This is a genomic window from Bradyrhizobium erythrophlei (assembly GCF_900129505.1).
Taxonomy (GTDB): Bacteria; Pseudomonadota; Alphaproteobacteria; order Rhizobiales; family Xanthobacteraceae; genus Bradyrhizobium; species Bradyrhizobium erythrophlei_D.
Window position 1 is genome coordinate 7,044,208 of the sequence record NZ_LT670818.1, and the last position, 19,620, is coordinate 7,063,827.

20 protein-coding genes and 1 pseudogene are annotated in these 19,620 nt (G+C 61.7%); 7 read left to right on the forward strand and 14 right to left on the reverse strand.

Annotated elements, in window-relative coordinates; all coding sequences use genetic code 11:
• Positions 1–334: 334 nt before the first annotated feature.
• From B5525_RS32935 to B5525_RS32960, 5 genes are all read right to left on the reverse strand, one after another.
• Positions 335–733 carry a hypothetical protein gene (locus tag B5525_RS32935; protein ID WP_079569924.1) on the reverse strand — a complete coding sequence of 133 codons (399 nt, stop codon included), beginning with the start codon at positions 731–733 and terminating at the stop codon, positions 335–337.
• 415 nt (positions 734–1,148) lie between these two features.
• A complete protein-coding gene (locus B5525_RS32940; RefSeq protein ID WP_079569925.1) occupies positions 1,149–1,397 on the reverse strand; it encodes a hypothetical protein in 249 nt (82 codons plus the stop codon).
• An 828-nt stretch (positions 1,398–2,225) separates the two neighbouring features.
• A complete protein-coding gene (locus tag B5525_RS44765; RefSeq protein WP_154073589.1) occupies positions 2,226–2,564 on the reverse strand; it encodes a hypothetical protein in 339 nt (112 codons plus the stop codon).
• A 70-nt stretch (positions 2,565–2,634) separates the two neighbouring features.
• Complete coding sequence (locus B5525_RS44770) at positions 2,635–3,741, reverse strand: helix-turn-helix domain-containing protein (protein WP_154073590.1); 1,107 nt, start codon at positions 3,739–3,741, stop codon at positions 2,635–2,637.
• Between the two features lie 166 nt (positions 3,742–3,907).
• Positions 3,908–4,450: a hypothetical protein gene (locus B5525_RS32960; RefSeq protein WP_079569931.1), complete on the reverse strand. Its 543-nt coding sequence runs from the start codon at positions 4,448–4,450 to the stop codon at positions 3,908–3,910.
• A 162-nt stretch (positions 4,451–4,612) separates the two neighbouring features.
• On the opposite strand from B5525_RS32960, the gene B5525_RS32965 reads away from it, so the two are divergent.
• Genes B5525_RS32965 through B5525_RS32975 form a run of 3 tightly spaced genes read left to right on the forward strand, consistent with a single transcriptional unit; the run spans position 4,613 to position 5,675 of the window.
• On the forward strand, positions 4,613–5,146 hold the full coding sequence (locus tag B5525_RS32965) for a hypothetical protein (RefSeq protein WP_079569933.1): 534 nt from the start codon (positions 4,613–4,615) through the stop codon (positions 5,144–5,146).
• A gap of 25 nt (positions 5,147–5,171) precedes the next feature.
• A complete protein-coding gene (locus tag B5525_RS32970) occupies positions 5,172–5,411 on the forward strand; it encodes a hypothetical protein (RefSeq protein WP_079569934.1) in 240 nt (79 codons plus the stop codon).
• A 3-nt stretch (positions 5,412–5,414) separates the two neighbouring features.
• Positions 5,415–5,675, forward strand: a complete 261-nt coding sequence (locus B5525_RS32975) for a hypothetical protein (protein ID WP_079569936.1) — start codon at positions 5,415–5,417, stop codon at positions 5,673–5,675.
• A gap of 112 nt (positions 5,676–5,787) precedes the next feature.
• Here B5525_RS32975 and B5525_RS32980 read toward each other — a convergent pair whose 3' ends face one another.
• The gene (locus B5525_RS32980) at positions 5,788–6,942 is read right to left on the reverse strand and encodes a retroviral-like aspartic protease family protein (RefSeq protein WP_079569937.1); all 1,155 of its coding nucleotides are present in this window, start codon (positions 6,940–6,942) and stop codon (positions 5,788–5,790) included.
• Positions 6,943–7,700: 758 nt separating this feature from the next.
• A pseudogene (locus B5525_RS32985) lies at positions 7,701–8,915 on the reverse strand (ComEC/Rec2 family competence protein); the annotation flags it as partial.
• Positions 8,916–9,071: 156 nt separating this feature from the next.
• On the opposite strand from B5525_RS32985, the gene B5525_RS32990 reads away from it, so the two are divergent.
• On the forward strand, positions 9,072–9,278 hold the full coding sequence (locus B5525_RS32990; protein ID WP_079569941.1) for a hypothetical protein: 207 nt from the start codon (positions 9,072–9,074) through the stop codon (positions 9,276–9,278).
• Positions 9,279–9,431: 153 nt separating this feature from the next.
• Positions 9,432–9,761 (forward strand): hypothetical protein, encoded by a 330-nt coding sequence (locus tag B5525_RS32995; RefSeq protein WP_079569942.1) that lies wholly within the window; start codon positions 9,432–9,434, stop codon positions 9,759–9,761.
• Here B5525_RS32995 and B5525_RS33000 read toward each other — a convergent pair.
• Positions 9,758–10,165, reverse strand: a complete 408-nt coding sequence (locus B5525_RS33000; protein WP_079569944.1) for a YybH family protein — start codon at positions 10,163–10,165, stop codon at positions 9,758–9,760. The genes B5525_RS32995 and B5525_RS33000 overlap by 4 nt on opposite strands.
• Before the next feature lie 5 nt (positions 10,166–10,170).
• On the reverse strand, positions 10,171–11,853 hold the full coding sequence (locus B5525_RS33005; RefSeq protein WP_079569945.1) for a glutamine--tRNA ligase/YqeY domain fusion protein: 1,683 nt from the start codon (positions 11,851–11,853) through the stop codon (positions 10,171–10,173).
• A 137-nt stretch (positions 11,854–11,990) separates the two neighbouring features.
• Here B5525_RS33005 and gltX point away from each other — a divergent pair, with 137 nt between their 5' ends.
• On the forward strand, positions 11,991–13,415 hold the full coding sequence (gltX, locus tag B5525_RS33010; RefSeq protein WP_079569947.1) for a glutamate--tRNA ligase: 1,425 nt from the start codon (positions 11,991–11,993) through the stop codon (positions 13,413–13,415).
• 160 nt (positions 13,416–13,575) lie between these two features.
• On the forward strand, positions 13,576–14,880 hold the full coding sequence (gltA, locus tag B5525_RS33015; protein ID WP_079569948.1) for a citrate synthase: 1,305 nt from the start codon (positions 13,576–13,578) through the stop codon (positions 14,878–14,880).
• 161 nt (positions 14,881–15,041) lie between these two features.
• Here gltA and lpxB read toward each other — a convergent pair whose 3' ends face one another.
• The 5 genes from lpxB to lpxD form a co-directional block, all read right to left on the reverse strand.
• A complete protein-coding gene (gene lpxB / locus B5525_RS33020; RefSeq protein ID WP_079569950.1) occupies positions 15,042–16,232 on the reverse strand; it encodes a lipid-A-disaccharide synthase in 1,191 nt (396 codons plus the stop codon).
• On the reverse strand, positions 16,232–17,089 hold the full coding sequence (locus B5525_RS33025; protein ID WP_079569952.1) for an LpxI family protein: 858 nt from the start codon (positions 17,087–17,089) through the stop codon (positions 16,232–16,234). Before B5525_RS33025 ends, lpxB begins: the two co-directional genes overlap by 1 nt.
• 20 nt (positions 17,090–17,109) lie before the next feature.
• Complete coding sequence (gene lpxA, locus B5525_RS33030) at positions 17,110–17,916, reverse strand: acyl-ACP--UDP-N-acetylglucosamine O-acyltransferase (RefSeq protein WP_079569953.1); 807 nt, start codon at positions 17,914–17,916, stop codon at positions 17,110–17,112.
• A gap of 161 nt (positions 17,917–18,077) precedes the next feature.
• Positions 18,078–18,536 (reverse strand): 3-hydroxyacyl-ACP dehydratase FabZ, encoded by a 459-nt coding sequence (fabZ, locus tag B5525_RS33035; RefSeq protein ID WP_079569955.1) that lies wholly within the window; start codon positions 18,534–18,536, stop codon positions 18,078–18,080.
• Positions 18,536–19,603 carry a UDP-3-O-(3-hydroxymyristoyl)glucosamine N-acyltransferase gene (lpxD, locus tag B5525_RS33040; RefSeq protein ID WP_079569957.1) on the reverse strand — a complete coding sequence of 356 codons (1,068 nt, stop codon included), beginning with the start codon at positions 19,601–19,603 and terminating at the stop codon, positions 18,536–18,538. The genes fabZ and lpxD overlap by 1 nt, the downstream gene beginning before the upstream one ends.
• Between the last annotated feature and the right edge of the window lie 17 nt (positions 19,604–19,620).

Consider the following 19,620-nt stretch of genomic DNA (forward strand, 5'->3'; position numbering starts at 1 on the left):
TCGCCCCTTGGAAAAATATCGGCGCTGGTTATAGCGAGCGGGCGAGCGCCACCCGCACCCCACCGGGGCACCGGAAGGACCCTGCGCAAATGCAGGGTCACCATCTTGTGGCTTTCGATCCATGGTCCGATGGTCACCATCGGCGCGCGCTTCGATTGCAAGATGCAAGAGTTGTGCGCGGTGTGCTGCCAGTGCGCTCATCGCGGCGAGGATGGTCGCCGTAGAGCCAGCGCTTCGATCTCTCTCAAGATGATCTCGATGTCGAGGGTTGGCAAGTGCCAGTCATAGCGCAGTCGATGCAGCGCATCGATCCTACTTCACGCATCAACGTATTTTAGATATTGCCTGCCGTAGGTGGGCCGCCAGCGCCACCCGCGAGTCCACCAATCCCAAGAGTGGAATTGCGTTCTTGATTTTTGCTTCTGCTCTGCCCGTGCTCAGCCTGCGCCTTGGCGACATCCGCGCTTGAGAGTCGAGCCCGTATCCGCCTCCAAGCGGTTTTGAACTCGGCCTTGCAGTCCTCAAGATCGGTGCCCTGTCCGCTGTCCTCCCGGGCCGACTGTTGACCGTAAACGTTGCAGCCCCACGACCATTGAGCCACATGATCAGGGAGACCGGGATTTTTTCTGATCCGGCCAATCGGCAACCCTCGCCAGATGACCGTATAGTCGTCGGGGTAGCTTTGCCCGTCGATTTCGGTCGCGTGAATGGTGAAGCTTTCGTGGCCGGGCATCGGAATGCACTTTGCGTAAAGCGAATCGCATATCGCCAATAACGCAAGTGAGATCGCAACTTTGTCAGATTTGCGATGCGAGCTATTCGTCCTAGAAAGCGACTTACCGAAACGGACCATCAGCTTGCCGCTGATACAGCGTAACACTCGCGACAAGACGCAAGCGCGAACCGCCAAGGTTTGCCCTGACGGCTCGCTAATTGACGTCCACGTCGGTATGCTTCGATCCGCCGAAACGCATATTGCTCGCGCCGACCGACGCGGGCAGCATCGTCCAACCAGTGGCAGGTTCAACTCACAAATTATAAACTCGCCGGGCATAGCCGAATCAAATGCCGCAACCGCACGGTTGCAAACTGTCAAAAACTTGGTGGCTTTTGGGCTTTCTGCGGCATTCCCTGATCTTCGACCCACATCACCTTGGCAACATCGTCCAAAGCTGGATTGTTCTATCAGCCGTCAGCCGCATCATTGCGCCTTCCGTGGTGTCATCGAACTCATGGGCTTTCAGGATCATGCGTGCGGTCGAGATGATGCGGCCGATGTTGGCGTCTATCTCGCGTTGGCGACCGACGACGCGACGAGGCGCGTCACGGCGCTTGATGATACCGATCCTTGACGGCTTGCGGTCTTTACGATTTAGCCTCTGCGTTGCACCTTGCATTTTGAGCCTCCTGCCGATCTGTGGCGCATTTCCAACCAGCTAGATTGCCTCGCGTTAAGTAACACTGCGCTACCAGACCCGCCAATAGCCCTTCCGAGATGGCGGGCCGCCCAAGGCCGCGCAATGAGGCTTGGTGCGCTAGCGGGATGGCGGTGGCCACAGACACCGGCCCCGGCCCAACCCCCCTCTGCAGCGCGCAGTGCCCGGCGACCATCACGAGCCGCCAATAGTCGGCCGTCGCCCACATTGAGCAGAACTATACCGATCTGCTTCGCGAGCGCGGCATCTATTGGGCGCACACCGACAAGGACGACGACAACGAGCGCTCCCGCTTTCGGGAGGTGGTGCAACTGATCAAGGAAGCAGAAGCAGCCGAGAAGGTTCGCCGTGGACTCGGTGACACTCTCGAAACTGTATGGTTTGTTTGTCGGTTTCCGTACTGTGATGGCGGTCTCGGTGTGACAGCCTAAGCGTATGTCCGAGCCACTGATTCGAATATACAAGCGCTGCAGCGCACAAATGGGCCACCTTGGTACGCTCCCGGCGGTCGACGGCAAGCCAGCCTTGGAGGTCTTCCGTTGCTATACCTGCAACAGCATGGAGACCGATTCACGGGCAAAGGCTTCCATGTCGCGGCGATGAGGCGCGTCGAGCAACAAACCTCATTCACGACCATGTCACGGATTTTCCGCGCCGGGATCAGGAGGTGAGACTATCCCGCGATTTGTTTGGCTTTCTTCGCAACGGCAGTTTTCCTGCAGCTCGCAATCGGCAAAGTAACAGAGGCAGCGGCGAAGCGCCGGGCGAGCACGACGCTAATTTGAGCTTCTAACTTCCCGACGCGGATTCGATATTTTTAATCTGTTCTTTGATCCTCCCGACGAACCAAGCCTGTGTTTCATCATCCAATTGCCCGTCTGCGCGAAGTTGGCCGATTTGAACAAGCCACGCCTCAAGTGCGGCGAGCACCGAGCCATCCGGGTCATTTGTGCGGTGTGTCGGTTGCGTCATGTTGCTCCTCCACAATTCAGTAACGCTTTTGTCCGCAGCTTGAAAAATTGCCGTCACATGATGGCGGCTTCGCCCGCCGCTTGCGATGGCGCGCGCCGCGCGCGCAAAGCCCGCCGATGCGATGCAGCGGGTTGGTCGGGACAATGTACCGGCCATGATCCCAAACCGCTCTGTGCGGCCCGCTGTGGCCCACGCGCAAGTGTGCCAACGTGGCATGTTTCGATCATCACGCTGCCATCCATAGGTCGGTGCGCCAATTTCCCCTCGCGATGAACACCGCCAGCGGCCGAAGCCTGTCGGGCGCAATGTTGCGGGCTGCGATGGTGGTGACCGCGTCGAGTAACATTCGCTGCACCGCCTCCGGATCGTCGACCTCGGCGAGCATTGCATCGAAGGCGACGAGCGCCGCTTCGCCGTCGTCGAGGAGCGGATAGCGGTCGCGGATGGCGAAGAACATCCGAAGTGTCTGCCGCCGGGCCTCGCGTGCGGCGATGCGGTCGGCGCGGGCTTTCTCGGTGGCCTCGTCGGTTTGCCGTGGCATGATTTCCTCCGTTGTCAGAACCGGGCCGATCTCGCGCGATCCGGGCAACATTGTTAAGTTGCCTGCCATGAGATGGATTTTCGTTTTGCTCTGATCAATTTCTATCGATGCGCCGTAAGGCGCGCATTTCGGTTGAGAGGTTTGGCACTGATCAGCGGCGTCGTGGCCGGTTTGGAAAGCCGGGCAAGGTGGTGATGGCTCGCTCAGTCCCGTTACCTCGCGCGGCAACAAAGGGACTCTATCGGTGAGAGCGGGCCTATCGGCCCTCTCCGTAGTAGTTATAGAACTGGATGCTTCAACAGTCTTCGTTGCTTCCTCTTCCTTGTTGCTCTTAGACCTTAAGACAGTCGCAGCAGTGCGACCGTTGGCTGTTTCGGCATCGGCCGGATTTGCGACCGTTGCGACATCAAATTTGCGACCGTTGGAACCAACAGGCAAAAGCAGCTCAAAGGCGTTGCTCACCCGTCCGTCACTGTGTCGTTTCTTGCGCACGATCCCGATCTCTTCAGCGACATTGACAGCACGGATCACAGTGGCCTTGTGGCATCCCGCCGCCTTGGCAAGCTCGGCATAGGTCGGTTCGATCAAGAGCCCGCCATCGCCATCGCCGCGCGCGCAGAGGGCGAGCGAGCGCAGCACATGTTTGTGCATCAGCTTGACGCGAGGATCACGGGCGATCTTGCGCGACCATTGATCACGCTGCTTGAAGGTCGCTACTGCAGTTGTGATTAGGGATGGTGCGGTTGCATCTTGCGCGGCTAACGCAACGCGCCTATCAAGTGTCCCGTGCATCGATGTACTCCTTCGATGTGTTCCGGCCGCCAGAGCCGGTTGCTGTTGGTCAAACTCTGTTTCGAAATATCGCGCCGTCACGGAGTCGAGCCTGTGACGGCGCATTCGTTTTAGATCATGATCTCGTTTGCAGGCAGTTGCAAATCACGACAGCGCGCTTCCTTGTTCACTTCCTCCGCATCGCATTGCTGCATCGCCTGCACCGCCAGCTCACCTTGAGCGGCTGCATCGAGAGCACTGGCCCGACGCAGATGTTCTTGCTGCTTCCGCAGAGCGCACATGGCTTGCGTTCGATCTCGTCGTTCGAAAGCGCGCGCGTGACAGCCGCGAGCTGCGTTTGTCTTTCCGGATTGTCGAGCCGACAGCGAGAGACGCGACGACATGTTTCCGCGCGCTGCTTCCGGTCGGATGGGAGTTTGAGCGGGAGACGGAGCTGCACGCCCCTGTCATTGCAAAGCCTCTCGACCATGGCGTCGACCGCTCGAGCCACGCCAGCATCGCGACAGGCGGCACGCGGGGTGCAGCCGTCGCGCTCGATCATGTTGACGGCGCGCGCGAGCTTGATGCGGAGTTGCGCGGTGAGCTGCTGCGGTGTCGGCGGCTCGGGAAATTTCGGTGCTGCGGTCGGGCGCGGAATTGTGCGCCAACGTTGCGGCCATGGTGCGGATTGGTATTGCGCCCCGGCGTGCTCGTCTGTAAGTGTGGTCATGACGGTGGCCTTCTTGCTGGTCGGTCTCGTCGCTTCGATCTGCGCCGCTCGGTGGTTGCTCCCGGGCGGCGCTCTCGTCTCAGATTATGATCACCGGCATCGCCGGATGCAACGGCGACGTTCCGCCCCAAAAACACACCCCACATTTTTCGGTGTCCACTTTTGGACACCTCGCAGCATTGGCAGCGCGGCGTTTTTCGATTGCGCGACCTCCCTTTCCTGCGCTTCAATGTGCGCATGAACGAGCCCCAACTCACCCGCCGCCGATCTCCCGACCATCGCAACGAGCGCTGGGAAATTTATTTCGGCGACGTGCGCGCCGGGGTGATCTCGGTGCGCAGCGGCAACCCGCATGACACCGATCCGTGGGATTGGAGCTGCGGCTTTTATCCCGGGTCGCATCCGCGCGAGTGCACCAACGGCACGGCGGCGACCTTCGACCAAGCCCGCGCCGACTTCGAAGTCGCGTGGCGGGTGTTCCTCGCCAACCGAACCGAGGCGGACTTTCAGGAGTGGCTAGATCAGGAGGCTTGGACAGCGCGTAAATCTGCGATGTGGAAAGCTGGCGAGCGGTTGCCGTCGCAGCGACCGAGCAGCATTATGCGCTGCGCCTGCGGCGAAGCCTTCGACAGCCATCAGCCCGGCGCTGTTCTGATCCACGTCCCCCATATCACCGCTGCACGGCGATCCGCGTGACGGCGGCCAAGGGGTGGCAGCGGCTATGAAAATTTTAACAATCATTGCGGCCCTCGGCGTGATCGGGGCCGTGCTTGTCGTGGCTCTTTTCGGCACCGCATCGCCGTGCGGCATACTTCGAGAGGTCACCCGGCAGCGTGAGAAAATTCCGGGGATCATGCCTGACGTGGTCGTGGATACTTATCTGACCAACAAACATGGTTCGCTTACCCCCGCGAAATGTCTCGGTTTGCTGTTTAGCCGCCATGCTCCTCAGTCGAGGTGACCAATGAAATTTATCGAGCTGAGCGTCTTTGCCGATCCCGACAGCGCTGCCCGCAAGTTGGTCGAGATCGCCAACGCAGCCGAGGCGGTGCAGGACGGCCGGATTTACATCGAGCTGATCAACGGCCCGTTTCTCAAAGATGGCGGCACACCAGAACAGTACCGGGCCGCCCTCGCCCGCGCGATCACGTCGGGCTGGCTGTCGCAGCACGAGTCAGGGACCTATGTGCGGTTCACGCCAGCCGGTGCCGAGCTGTTCGCGTGACAGCCAGCGGAGATCGATATGGAGCCGCAATGCACGAAGCTGGTCACGTCGCGATGGGGTTTGGAAGGCCTCGTCTCTAAGCGCCGGAATCGTCCCTACCGCGCCGGACGGTTTACGGAGTTGAATTGCGATTACGCGGTTTCAACTCAAGCAATCCGGAAGACAACGCGACAGTGTATCGAGAGAGGAAACTCATTCCGAGCAGGCCGTCAACTCCCCGACCAAACGCATCCGTACTCCCGATAGCAATGAGAACGGGCACATTTGCGGCCGTCGCTGTCCCGACCTGCAAGATTTGCGCATAGCCAGTTGCCTGCTTTAACAGACCTCCGACCACCTTTACTTCTATTAGATCGGTCGCGTCAGGCACAATCCTTGCGCGAACGGCCATTCCGGGTGTCAGTGATACCAGTGAAGCGCCGGTATCTATGATCATTCGGGCAGGTACACCATTTATAAAAACATCGACCAATTTATTTGGCGGGATGACTACCCGGGCTGACCCGTTCGCATAGGTCGCGGCACAATTTCCTTTTCGTGAGTAATCCGAAATGAGTTTTGCGATTTGCTGACTTTGGCGCTCCCTAACGTTGTAGGAAATGAAAGTTTCCAGAGGACCTATAGCGTCGCATGGCTTGCCTAGTTTGTCGTACATTGTTGAAACTTGATAAAATTGTGATCCGTCAACGTTCGAGAGATCAGGAAATAGGTCCAGCGTGCTGATATAATCCGCGAGAGCAGCCTTGTAATCCCGGTCATGTTCGTGCGCGCTGCCTCGCATGAATCTGTAATCGTAGCTTGCTGGATCGAACTTTACGAGTTCGTCGGCCACGCCGATTGCTGCTTTGTGATCGCCAATTCGCGTGTAAGCCGCGTAAGCAGATTGCAACATTTCCTCGGAAAACGTGCAGCTTCGATTGTAAGCTTCAAGGCTCTTGGCACTCTCGCGAGGGTAGCCAGCAGCTTCCATACGTTTAGCGAGCGCCGTGAAAGCAACATTATCGCAAGGCTCGCGGGTTACTTGATCCAGATATTTCGAAGCTAGCTCAAACCTCTCGAACGAGCGCGGAAGATCAATCCCAAGTTTTTCATAGGTCTTCTTGTAAGGATTAAACATTTCGGCGTTGGTATAAAAATAATATCCAGCAGACCCCATCGCGACGACGATTGCGACAATTCCCGCGATTATGGGAACCACGATATTTCGTTCTTCGACGTAAGCGCCACTGCGGTCCGTTCGAGTTGCGGTAAAGTCTCGTTCGATCATAGAAGACCCCGTCTTTAAGCGACGCCGCCAGCGGCAAGGCGGTCTTACTTTTCGGGTGGGGGAGTGTACCAATGAAGAGTTAGTAGCGCTCCGAACGAACCTGTTAGGAGCAGGACAATCGCCATGAACTTAGCATACTTACGGAGGCGCTTTGCGCTGCCGGTTTGGATCACAAGCATTGTAGCTGCGTTGGGAGTTGGTGGTTGTGGCGGCCAAGGCGCATTGATACCCCCCTGTTGAAACGCCCCAAGATTACACGCTAAAGTAAATAAGGACATCCCCAACTATCGAATTCGGACAAACACCGACATTGCCATGGGTCGCCGCGATCAACGGAACGGCACCTTATTGCGACCGTGTAAGAGGGCGCCGTCCCAGCCCAGCTCTGCGCAGCGAGATCGAGACCGGCCGAAGCTACCGTTGTTCGGTCTCGTCGTTGGTAGGCGATGACGGGATCGAACCGCCGACATCTTCCGGTCCGGCGTCCCAAATTCCCCAAAAGGCTTGCCACTCGCGCGCCTCGCGCGGGGCCTCTTGAGACGGCCGGAAAACCTCGACCGCTGCGGCTGGAACGGCACGCGAACATCCAAAACCGGTTTGGGACTTTGTTTGGGACTTTTCGGCACCAAATGCCGGATTCGCCGGGTTTTTGATCGGTTTTTGTTCGCCGCGACGGGTCGCGGTAGTTGGCTCAACCCGTTGAAATAAAAGCAACTTTGCTCGCGAATGCCGCTCTAGTACGGATGCGCGCCCAATTTCTGGAAGCTCGGATGCACCAGCGCTTCCGGCGCGATCGCCAGCACGATCATGGCGGCGACCGCGAGCGTGCGGAAGGTGATCGCGCGGCGGTCGACCATGACAGCGATCAGCACGACGGCCGTCATGAAAAACGAGCGCTGGGTGGCGACTTCGGCACCCGACAGCAATAGATAAAACAGCGCCGCGGCGAGTGCTGCCGCCGCCGACCATTTCTTGATCGGAAAGCCCGACGCGAGCTGAGGAATCAGCGCCAGCAGCGCCCGGACCGCGAAGAACACCACGCCCGCGACCACCGCCATGTGATAGCCCGAGATCGAGAGCACGTGGCCGAGGCCGGAGATGAACATGGCGTCGTTGACCGGCGTGGTGATCGCGTCGCGGCGGCCGGTCAGCAAGGCGGTGGCGATGGCGCGCTTGTCACCCTCCAGCGTCGTGCGGATCCGCGCGTCGATCGCGTCACGCAGATTCTGCATGACGGCGGCGTAGCGCAGCGACAGCCCGCCGCTCTCGGGCGGCTCCACGGTCTTGATCGAGCCCGTGACAAAACCGGAGGCGCCGATGCCTTGAAAAAACATGTCGCGGCCGAAATCATAGCTGCCCGGCCGCAATGGCGAGAGCGGCGGCTGCAGCCGCGCCTTCAATTCGACGAAGCTGCCGACCTCCGGCGCGGTGCCCTTGCGCACCGACAGCCGCACGCGCTCCAGTCTCACTTGCGATTTCGGGCTATCCATCTGCGCGACGCGCAGCACAAAACGATCGGTGCGCTCGCGGATATCGCGGGTCTCGACAAAGCCCGACAGCGAAACCCCATACATCGGCCGCGCCAGCACGCCATGCGCGATCCGCGCCGTCCTCCAGGTCGCGGTGGCAAAACCCGCGGCCATCGCCGCGATCAGGACCACAATCGGAAATAATTTCTGCCGCCGCGAGAAAAACGCCGCCACGCAAAGCACCGCAGCCGTGGCTGCCGCGACCGGCAGCAGCGGCTCATGAGCGGCTGCGAAATAGAAGGCGATGCCGGTGCCGAACGCCACGGGCACCCAGGGCAAAAGCCGTCCGGCGCCGGCTTCCGCGCGCGCCCACGCGCGCAATTTTTCCGCAAGCGACGACCATGTGGAAAAGCCGGAAGGCGCAAGACCGCCGGCATGCGCTGCGCCGCGCGGTGGCCACGTGCCCGCGATCCCCTGCGTCCGGGCCCTGCTCCCCTCCGCCATCCCGGTACACCCACTGATCCCGTCCGGACCCCGATGCTATCGGAAGCTGCGAGCCGGCGGATAGCGGAACGAATCCAGAATTCAGCGGAAAAATCTGCTTCAACTCCAGCCGTCGAAACGAGGAACCAAAGAACGTTCTTGCGCTTCTAGAATCCCATGACCGACAACACAGCGCCATTCGCCCATCTCGGCCTTGAGCGAGCCATCGCGCTGCGCTGGACGCTTCGTGACATCAAGGCCAAGCGCCTGAAACTCTCGCCGGTCAGCGCGGGCGATCTGAACATTCTGACCGAACTCGGCCTGATCGAGATGCGCGACGACGTGCCCGTGCTGACCAATGCCGGCCACGCCGTGCTGGACTGACGGCGAACCATCCGGCGCGCTCGCCCTGGGACGCTCTTGAACCGAAAGACTGCAAGTTTCCTCAGGCCGCGGCGAGCGGTCGTTAATCTTTGCTAACGCCATGCGGCTAGGATTCCCGAATCAACAAGGGAATTGGCAATCGGGGACTTGGCCATGCCGCGCAGGATCATGCTGTCCGTTTTCGCTGTGCTCGTCACCGCAGTAACCGCCGGCGCCGCCGATCTGCCGACGCAGAGCCGGCTGGGCAGGATCTTTGCCGAGCCCGCCGAGGCCCGGGTCGAAATCCCTGCCGTTCGAGCGCGCGAATATATTGGGCCGATTATTCCCTACAGCAATCTGCCCAATCCGGTCTGGAATCGCGGCATGTACAATTACGGCTCGTCCTGGTCCTGGTACAATCCCGGCCCCTATTACGGCGGCCCGTATGTTTCCTACGTCTTCCGCCTGCCCTATGTCTGCGGGCTCTATGGCTATTGCAACTAGGATGTTGCCGGCTCATCGCTCAACAGCGGCGTCTGCGACGAGACGTGATGGCTGACGATTTTCCAGTCGCCGTCTTCGCGGGCGATCACCCAGGTGATCTTGACCGACAGCGGCGCGGCATCTTCATCGACGACGAACGACGCGGTCGCGGCGAAATTGATCAGATCGGAATTGACCTGCGCGGTCGCGCGGTCTGTGAATTGAACGGTGGGCGAACTCCAACGCGGCAGCGCGTTGAAATAGGCCGCTACACCTTCGTTGCCGCGATAGAGCTGGGATTTGGAGCCGAAGAAGAACGCGTTTCCCGAGTAAAGCCGCGCCAGCGCATCGGCGTCGAGCCTGTTGAACGCGGCCGACCATTTCGCGATGACGCCTGACACCGTTTCGTCGGCCACGCATTGCATCAGTCTCAGCCCTTGCCGCCGACTTCCTTGGCAAAGGTATCGCGCAGGCCGATGGTGCGGTTGAACACCGGATGGTCTCGCGTCGAATCCTTGTCGCGCACGAAATAGCCCTGGCGTTCGAACTGGATGACCTCGTTCGAATTGGACTCCGCGACGGCGGCCTCGATTCGGGCGTCGGTCCAAATTTCCAGCGACTGCGGATTGATGTCGGCGGCGAAGTTGGCCGCATCCGGCGAGGGTTTTGAGAACAGCTGGTTGTAGACGCGAATTTCCGCGGGCTTCGACTGCGCGGCCGGCAGCCAGTGCATGGTGGCCTTGACCTTGCGGCCGTCGGGCGCGTTGCCGCCCTTGGTCGCGGGATCGTAGGTGCAGCGCAGCTCGACCACTTCGCCCGATGCATCCTTGATGATGCCGGTGCACCTGATGAAATAGGCATAGCGCAGCCGCACTTCGGTGCCGGGCGACAGCCGGAAAAACTTCTTCGGCGGGTTCTCCATGAAGTCGTCGCGCTCGATATAGAGCTCGCGGCCGAATGCGATGCGGCGGGTGCCGGCGGTGGGATCGTCCGGATGGTTGATCGCTTCGATCTCCTCGAGCTGCCCTTCCGGATAATTCTCGATCACCACCTTGAGCGGCCGCAGCACCGCCATGCGGCGCTGCGACGTCCGGTTGAGCTCCTCGCGAATGCAGAACTCCAGCATGCCGACATCGACCACGCTGTTGGCCTTGGCCACCCCGATGCGCTTGACGAATTCGCGGATCGCCGCCGGCGGCACGCCGCGCCGCTTCAGTCCGGCGATGCTCGGCATGCGCGGATCGTCCCAGCCGGCGACATGGCCGTCGCGCACGAGCTGGGTGAGCACGCGCTTGGACAGCAGCGTGTAGGTGAGATTGAGCCGCGCGAATTCATACTGATGCGGCGTCGACGGCACCGGCAGCTTTTCCAGGAACCAGTCATAGAGCGGCCGGTGGTCCTCGAATTCCAGCGTGCAGATCGAATGCGTGATGCCCTCGATCGCGTCGGACTGGCCGTGCGCATAGTCGTAGCTCGGATAGATCGACCATTTGTCGCCGGTGCGCGGATGGGTGGCGTGCAGGATGCGGTACAGCACGGGATCGCGCAGGTTGATGTTGCCGGCGGCCATGTCGATTTTCGCGCGCAGCACGCGGGCGCCGTTTGGAAACTCGCCCGCTTTCATGCGCCGGAACAGATCGAGGTTTTCCTCCACCGGGCGGTCGCGGAACGGGCTGTTCTTGCCGGGTTCGGTCAGCGTGCCGCGCGCGATCCGGATCTCTTCCTGGGTCTGGTCGTCGACATAGGCAAGCCCGGCGCGGATCAATCCCTCCGCCCAGTCGTAGAGCCGTTCGAAATAATCCGAGGCATAGAACAGGTATTTGCCCCAGTCGTAGCCGAGCCAGTGCACGTCGGCCTGGATCGAATCGATATATTCCTGCTCTTCCTTGGTCGGATTGGTGTCGTCGAAGCGCAGATGGCAGCGCCCGCCGAATTCCTGCGCGATACCGAAATTGAGCGCGATCGACTTGGCGTGGCCGATATGCAGATAGCCGTTCGGCTCCGGCGGGAACCGGGTCACGATCGCTGAAAGTCGCTTGGCGTCCAGGTCGGACTGGACGATGTCGCGAATGAAATCGCGCCCCGCCTCTGCCGCTACCGATTCTGTCGTCATTTTTGTTCCTGTTCGGGAAATCAGCGGACGTTCTGCCAAATCCGCCCGCCCCACGGAAGGCTTTAGTTATTAACGGTTCCTGCTATACACCACCGCGCTTCCCGCATGCCCCCCTTAGTTCGTAGCCCGCTCCAATCATGACCGATTCCGTCGTCACCCGCTTTGCCCCCTCGCCGACCGGCTTTCTCCACATCGGGGGGGCCCGCACCGCGCTGTTCAACTGGCTCTATGCCAGGAAGCTCGGCGGCAAGATGCTGTTGCGCATCGAGGACACCGACCGGGAACGATCGACCGATGCCGCGATTGCCGCGATCCTGGATGGCCTGAAATGGCTCGAACTCGACTGGGATGGCGACGTCATCTACCAGTTCAGCCGGGCCGCGCGGCACCGCGAGGTCGCCGAGCAATTATTGGGCAGCGGCAAGGCCTATCGCTGCTACGCCACCTCGGAACAGCTCACGGCGATGCGGGAAAAGGCCCGCGCGGAGGGGCGCACCCGCCTCTATGACGGCCTGTGGCGGGACCGCGACCCTTCCGAAGCGCCCGCAGGCGTAAAACCCACGATCAGGCTCCGGGCGCCCCAGACCGGCGAGACCGTGATCGAGGACCAGGTGCAGGGCCGTGTGGTCTGGCAGAACGAGAACCTCGACGATCTCGTGCTGTTGCGAGGTGATGGCAATCCGACCTACATGCTCGCGGTGGTGGTCGACGACCACGACATGGGCGTCACCCACGTCATCCGCGGCGACGATCACCTGATCAACGCCGCCCGCCAGAAGCAGATCTACGATGCGCTGTCCTGGGAGGTTCCCAGCATGTCGCACATCCCGTTGATCCACGGGCCGGACGGCTCGAAGCTCTCCAAGCGCCATGGCGCGCTCGGCGTCGACGCCTACCGCGCCATGGGGTATCTGCCGGCGGCGCTGCGCAATTATCTGGTCCGGCTCGGCTGGAGCCATGGCGACCAGGAGATCTTCTCCACCGAGGAAATGATCGCCGCGTTCGATCTGTCCGGCATCGGCCGCTCGGCCGCCCGCTTCGATTTCGCCAAGCTGGAAAGCCTCAACGGCCACTACATCCGCCATTCCGACGATCAATCCCTCGTGACCATGTTCGAGGGCGTACTGGACTATGTTCCCGGCGGCACCGACCTGAAGGCCAAGCTCAACGACATCACCCGCGCCCAATTGCTGCGGGCGATGCCGAGCCTGAAGGAGCGCGCCAAGACGCTGATCGAGCTGATTGACGGCGCGTATTTCATCTTCGCCGACCGCCCGCTCGAGCTCGAGCCGAAGGCGCTGGCGGTGCTGACGCCGGAAAACCGCGAGCTGATCGGCCGGCTTCGCCGGGCGCTGGAGGCCGTCGACCCCTGGACGGCGGAGACCACCGAAGCCGCGATGCGGGCGTTTGCGGAAACGAACGACCTCAAGCTTGGCGCGGTGGCCCAGCCGTTGCGCGCGGCGCTGACCGGACGGACTACCTCGCCCGGCATCTTCGACGTCCTGGCGGTACTGGGGCGGCAGGAATGCCTTGGCAGGCTGGGCGATCAGGCCCCCTTATAGGGTTGCATCGGGGGCTCACCGTGCCCATCTTGCAGTGCAAACAGCAATAAGATACCCATCTTATAAGTGCTCCTAGCATACCCGGCCTCCCACGCCCTTTGGCTAACCATGGCGTCCGCGGCCGCCTTCATTTTGCAACGATCTCATCGGGGACTTCACGATGGACGCAACATCCAAAACCAAAACCGCTACCTTGACGGTCGGCAACAAGACCTACGATTTCCCGATATTGAGCGGCACCGTCGGGCCCGATGTCATCGACATCGCCAAGCTCTACGCCCAGTCCGGAATGTTCACCTACGACCCCGGCTTTACCTCCACCGGCAGCTGCCAGTCCAAGATCACCTACATCGACGGCGACGCCGGCGTTCTGGAATACCGCGGCTATCCGATCGAGCAACTCGCCGAAAAAGGCGACTTCCTGGAAACCTGTTACCTGCTGCTGTACGGCGAACTGCCGACCAAGGCGCAGAAGGAAGATTTCGACCAGCGCGTGATCCATCACACCATGGTGCACGAGCAGATGGCCCGCTTCTTCCAGGGCTTCCGCCGCGACGCCCATCCGATGGCGATCATGGTGGCGGCGGTCGGCGCGCTCGCGGCGTTCTACCACGACTCCACCGACATCACCGATCCGAAGCAGCGGATGATCGCTTCCATGCGCATGATCGCCAAGATCCCGACCCTGGCGGCGATGGCCTATAAATACACCATCGGCCAGCCCTTCATCTATCCGAAGAACTCGCTCTCCTTCGCCGAGAATTTCCTGCACATGTGCTTCGCGGTACCCTGCGAGGAATACAAGATCAACCCGGTGCTGGCCGACGCGCTCGACAAGATCTTCATCCTGCACGCCGACCACGAGCAAAACGCCTCGACCTCGACGGTGCGGATCGCCGGCTCCTCCGGCGCCAACCCGTTCGCCTGCATTGCCGCCGGCATCGCCTGCCTGTGGGGCCCCGCCCATGGCGGCGCCAACGAGGCGGCTCTGGCGATGCTCGCCGACATCGGCACGGTCGACAAGATTCCCGATTTCATCCGGCGCGTGAAGGACAAGAACAGCGAAGTCCGCCTGATGGGTTTCGGCCATCGCGTCTACAAGAACTACGATCCGCGCGCCAAGATCATGCAGAAGATGTGTCACGCGGTGCTCAAGGAAACCGGGCACGGCGACGATCCGATGCTGAAGGTGGCGCTGGAACTGGAAAAGATCGCGCTCAGCGACCAGTATTTCATCGACCGCAAGCTCTACCCGAATGTCGATTTCTACTCGGGCATCACGCTGAAGGCGATGGGCTTCCCGACCTCGATGTTCACCGTGCTGTTCGCGGTGGCGCGCACCGTCGGCTGGATCAGCCAGTGGAGCGAGATGATCGAGGACCCGCAGCAGAAGATCGGCCGTCCGCGCCAGCTCTATACCGGCGTCGCCCGCCGCGACTACATCGACATGGACAAGCGCAAGTAAGGCGCGCAAGTTACGCTTGAGTTAACGGCCGGATGCACCAGCGTCCGGTCGTTATTTTTTTGACCGTAGGGTGGGCAAAGCCGCATTCGCGCCGTGCCCACCATCCCGCCAAACCATTATCTTTAGTGGTGGGCACGCTTCGCTTTGCCCACCCTACGATCCTAGACCGGCCGCCTCGATTTGCGCATCGTCGCCAGCACGATGTCGGCGGCGCGGACGCTGGGCGGCTGGTTGCCGGTCGACATGATGCCGTCGAGCTTGGCATACGCCTCGAGCTGACGCCGGCGCAGCGGCGTATCGCCGAGCACCTCCCGCACCGCGCGCGACAGGTTTTCCGACGTGCAATTCTCCTGCAGATATTCCGGCACGACGTTCTCGCCGATCACGAGGTTGGCCAGAATGACCGAGCTCACCTTGATCGCCCGCCGCATGATCCATGCTTCCGCCGCCCCTACCTGGTAGGCCGTGACCATCGGCACGCCGGAGATCGCAAGCTCCAGCGTCACCGTGCCCGACTTGGCGAGGGCTGCGCGCGCGATCCGGAACGCCGCCCGTTTTTCCGGCTCGCCGGTCACGATTTTCGGGACGACCTTCCAGCTCCCGACGCCCTCGGTCACCGCTTCCTTCAGATGCGGCATGGTGGGGAGCACGGGTTCGAACGCCACGCCTTCGGCGTGCAGCCGATCCAGCGTTTCGCCGAACACCGCCATGTGGTGCCTGATCTCGCTGCGGCGGCTGCCCGGCAGCACCAGCAGTACCGGCGGCGCTTCGTCCCGGCGTTTCTGCTCCGCAAGCCTGGGCCGCAGGCTGCCGATCTGCTCGATCAGGGGATGACCGACATAGCTGCAAGGCGGCCCGCGCAGCCGACGGTATTCCTCCGGCTCGAACGGCAACAGCGCCAGCACATGATCGACATAGGCGCGCATCGCCCGCGCCCGGCCCGGCCGCCACGCCCAGACCGAAGGCGAGACATAGTCGACGATCGGGATCGAGGGATCGCGGGCGCGGACGCGTTTCGCCACCCGGTGAGTGAAATCGGGACTGTCGATGATGACGAGAACATCGGGCGAAGATTCCGTCACCGCGGTCGAGGTCATTCGGATCAGTGTCAGAATCTTCGGCAGTTGCTTCACGACCGCGGCCAGCCCCATGATCGAGAGTTCCTCGATCGGAAACAGCGAGGCGAGCCCTTCGCGGGCCATCGCCTGGCCGCCGACGCCCTCGAAGCGGACAGCGTCGCCGAGACGCTGGCGCAATATCTTCATCAGGTTGGCGCCGAGCCGGTCGCCGGATTCCTCGGTGGCGATCAGGAAAATCCGTCGCCCGGCATTTGCAACTGCGCGCGCGGCCATCACGCGGGCAGACCGGTCACGAACAGCCCGGCGGCGTCGGCTTTCTCGATCATGGCCTGCGGCTCGACCACGATGGTGTTGCCGGCGACAACCGCGATCCCCGCAAGCTCTGCGGCGGCCGCGCCTTCGACCGTGCGCGGTCCAACCGTCGGCAGATCGAAGCGCAAATCCTGGCCGCTTTTCGGCGCCTTCACCAGCACGCCGCGGGAGGCCTTGGCGCGAATCCGCCCCTCCTTGCGCAGCCGCGCCACGCGCGCCAACAGGCCATCGGTGCCTTCGATGTCCTCGACCCCGACCACGTGACCGTCGATCACTACCGCGGCCTGGCCGATGTCGAAGGGGCTGAGCGCGCGCAGCACCTCGCGGCCCCTGACGATATCGGCGGCGGCATTTTCACCGGGCATGGTCCGGGTGAGACATCCCTCCGGCACCAAAAGATCCGGGGCGACATCCCTGATCCCCACCATGCGAAAACCGTCCTGCTCGAGAATGCGGCCGATACCGGACAACAGATGATCGTCGCCGCCGCGGAACGCCGCCCACACCCGCCCCAGCACGCGCAGCGTGACCCAGTCCAGCCTGATCTCCGAGAGCGCCGGTCGCACCAGTGTGCCGATGAAAACCAGATCGCGGCAGTTCTCGGCGCGAAACAGTTTCATGGCCCTGCCGACCTGGCCGACCGAAATCCAGTGATGACGAAAGCGCTCGACGGCGACGGGATCGCAGGCGCCCTTCAGCGCGAACAGCACCGGTTGGATGCCGCGCGCGCGCAGGGAATCGGCCACCGCGAACGGCATGACGCCGCCGGCCGCGATCAAGCCGATGGGCGATGAAGCATCCACAACCTGGCTTGTCATGGTTTGCCCCGGGGGTCGCGTCATCGACCCTTTTTGCCGGACTTCAACGGCTGACACAGCTCGCGATTTTTTCCGGCATCGATGAAGTTGAGGATTTCCGCGATCGCGGGATCCGTATCGGCGAAGCGCCGCACCTCGGCGAGCCGATCGGCGTATACACCGGGACCGTGAAACAGCCTTTGATAGAACGACCGGACCACCGCGAGCCGCTCACGTGTGAAACCGCGCCGCTTCATGCCGACGACGTTGAGGCCGGTGAGCGTGGCGAACTGGCCGCTCGCCAGCGCAAACGGGATCACGTCGCTGCGGATGCCGCTCATCGCGCCGACCATCACCTGGGCTCCCACCCGGGTGAACTGATGCACGGCCGAAAGTCCGCCCATAAAGACAAAATCGCCGATCTCGGCGTGGCCGCCCAGCGTCGCCGAGGTCGCGAAAATCACGTCGTTGCCAACGATGCAATCGTGAGCAACATGGCTGCAATTCATGAAATAACCGCGATCGCCGATCCGGGTGATTCCGCCGCCGGCCGCGCTCCCGGCGTTCACGGTAACCTGCTCGCGGAAGGTGCAGCCCTGACCGATCTGAAGTTTCGTCAATTCTCCACGATAGTTCACGATTTGCGGCGGGGTACCCAAGGACACGAACGGATAAATCGTGCAGCCGTCGCCGATCTTGGTCTGCGCGGTGATGTGCACATGCGCCACCAGCTTGCAATTGGCGCCGATCACGACGTGGGGGCCGATGACGCAGTAAGGACCGATCGAGGTGCCCTCGCCGATCACAGCGCCGTCCTCAATCCGCGCCGTGGGATCGATCCTGCTCATGGTTCGCTATTCGCCCAATTTCCGTTGAATTAGTTCGGGTTTTGGGGTGGTTAGCCCGACATCCCGGGACTGTCCAGTGACGTATGGTTACGCCGTGTTTCGTCATCCGAGCGGAATAAAAGCCGCCGGCTGGCCCGGCAACCGGACTACGGGCTGTCTCGTCAATCCGTCAGCATCGCGCCGACATCGGCCTCGGCCACCGTGGTGCCATTGACCTTGGCGTCGCCGTGAAACCACCACATGGTCTTGCGCCGGCCGATACTGCGCATGTGATACTCGATGGTATCGCCGGGCATCACGGGCTTGCGGAATTTGCATTTGTCGATGGTGAGAAAATAAACCGCGCGCGGCTTCTCGGTGCCCTCGACCGACTTGATTCCGATCACGCCGGCGGTTTGCGCCATGGCCTCGATCATCATCACGCCGGGATAGACCGGGCGGTCCGGAAAATGCCCGAGAAACGGCGGCTCGTTGAAGGTGACGTTCTTGATGCCGATTCCGGAATAATCGGTGCGGATGTTGATGACCTTGTCGATCAGCAGCATCGGATAACGGTGCGGGAGCGTCTTGAGGATCTCATTGATATCCACGAGTTCGAATCTGACCGATACCTCCCCCATCACTCCCGCCCTTCGCCCTTCGGATCGGTCGAACTGTCGCGCACCAGACGCTCCACCGCGATGATCTCGCGGAACCACTGCTTCGTCGGCTTGGCAAAGTGACCGCCCCAGCGCCCGCCTGCCGGGATGTCGTCCTTGACGGCGCTCATCGCCGTCACCTGGGCGCCGTCGCCGATGTGAAGATGGTTGTTGATCCCCACCTTGGCCCCCAGCGCCACATTGTCACCGATCGTCAGACTGCCGGCCAACCCGATCTGGGCCGCCAGCAGGCAATGCCTCCCGATCGTCACATTGTGACCGATCTGGACCTGATTGTCGATTTTGGTGCCCTCGCCGATCACGGTGTCGCGCAGGCTGCCGCGGTCGATGGTCGTTCCCGCGCCGATCTCGACGTCGTTCTGGATCAACACCCGCCCGGTTTGCGGCACCTTCAAATGGCCGTCCGGTCCGAAGAAGACAAAACCAAAGCCATCCTGGCCGATGCTGCAGCCGGGATGGATCAGGACGTTGTTGCCCAGCAGCGCGAACTGAATGGCGGTCCGGGCGCCGACATTGCAATCCCGACCGATCCGGACATTGGCCCCGATCACCGCGCCCGCCCCGATCACCGTGCCGGCGCCGATCTCGACATTGGGGCCGATCACCGCCAGGGGATCGACGATCACGCCATCCTCCAGATGCGCGCTGGGGTCGATGATGGCGGAGGCCGCGATGCCGGTATGGCCGAACCAGGATTGCGGACGCAGCGCGCTGGCATAGAGCTCGCGGGCGATCGTCACGAAGGCGCGGAACGGCTGGGCGGCCCGCAACACCGCGACGTGGGGCGGCACCCTGACTTCGAAACGCGCGCTGACCATGCACGCGCCGGCCTTGGTCGAAGCGAGCTGGTCGGCATATTTCAGATTGTCGAAAAACGCCAGATGCATCGGGCCGGCCTCGTCGAGCGAAGCCAGGCCCCGGACCTGTTGACCGCCGCGGGACGGATCGAGCAAATGCGCTTTCGTCAACGCGGCGATCTCGGCCAGCGTCGAGGTAGGCGGTTGCTCGAAGAAAGTCGGTTGCGCCATTCCACCCGTCGCGGTCC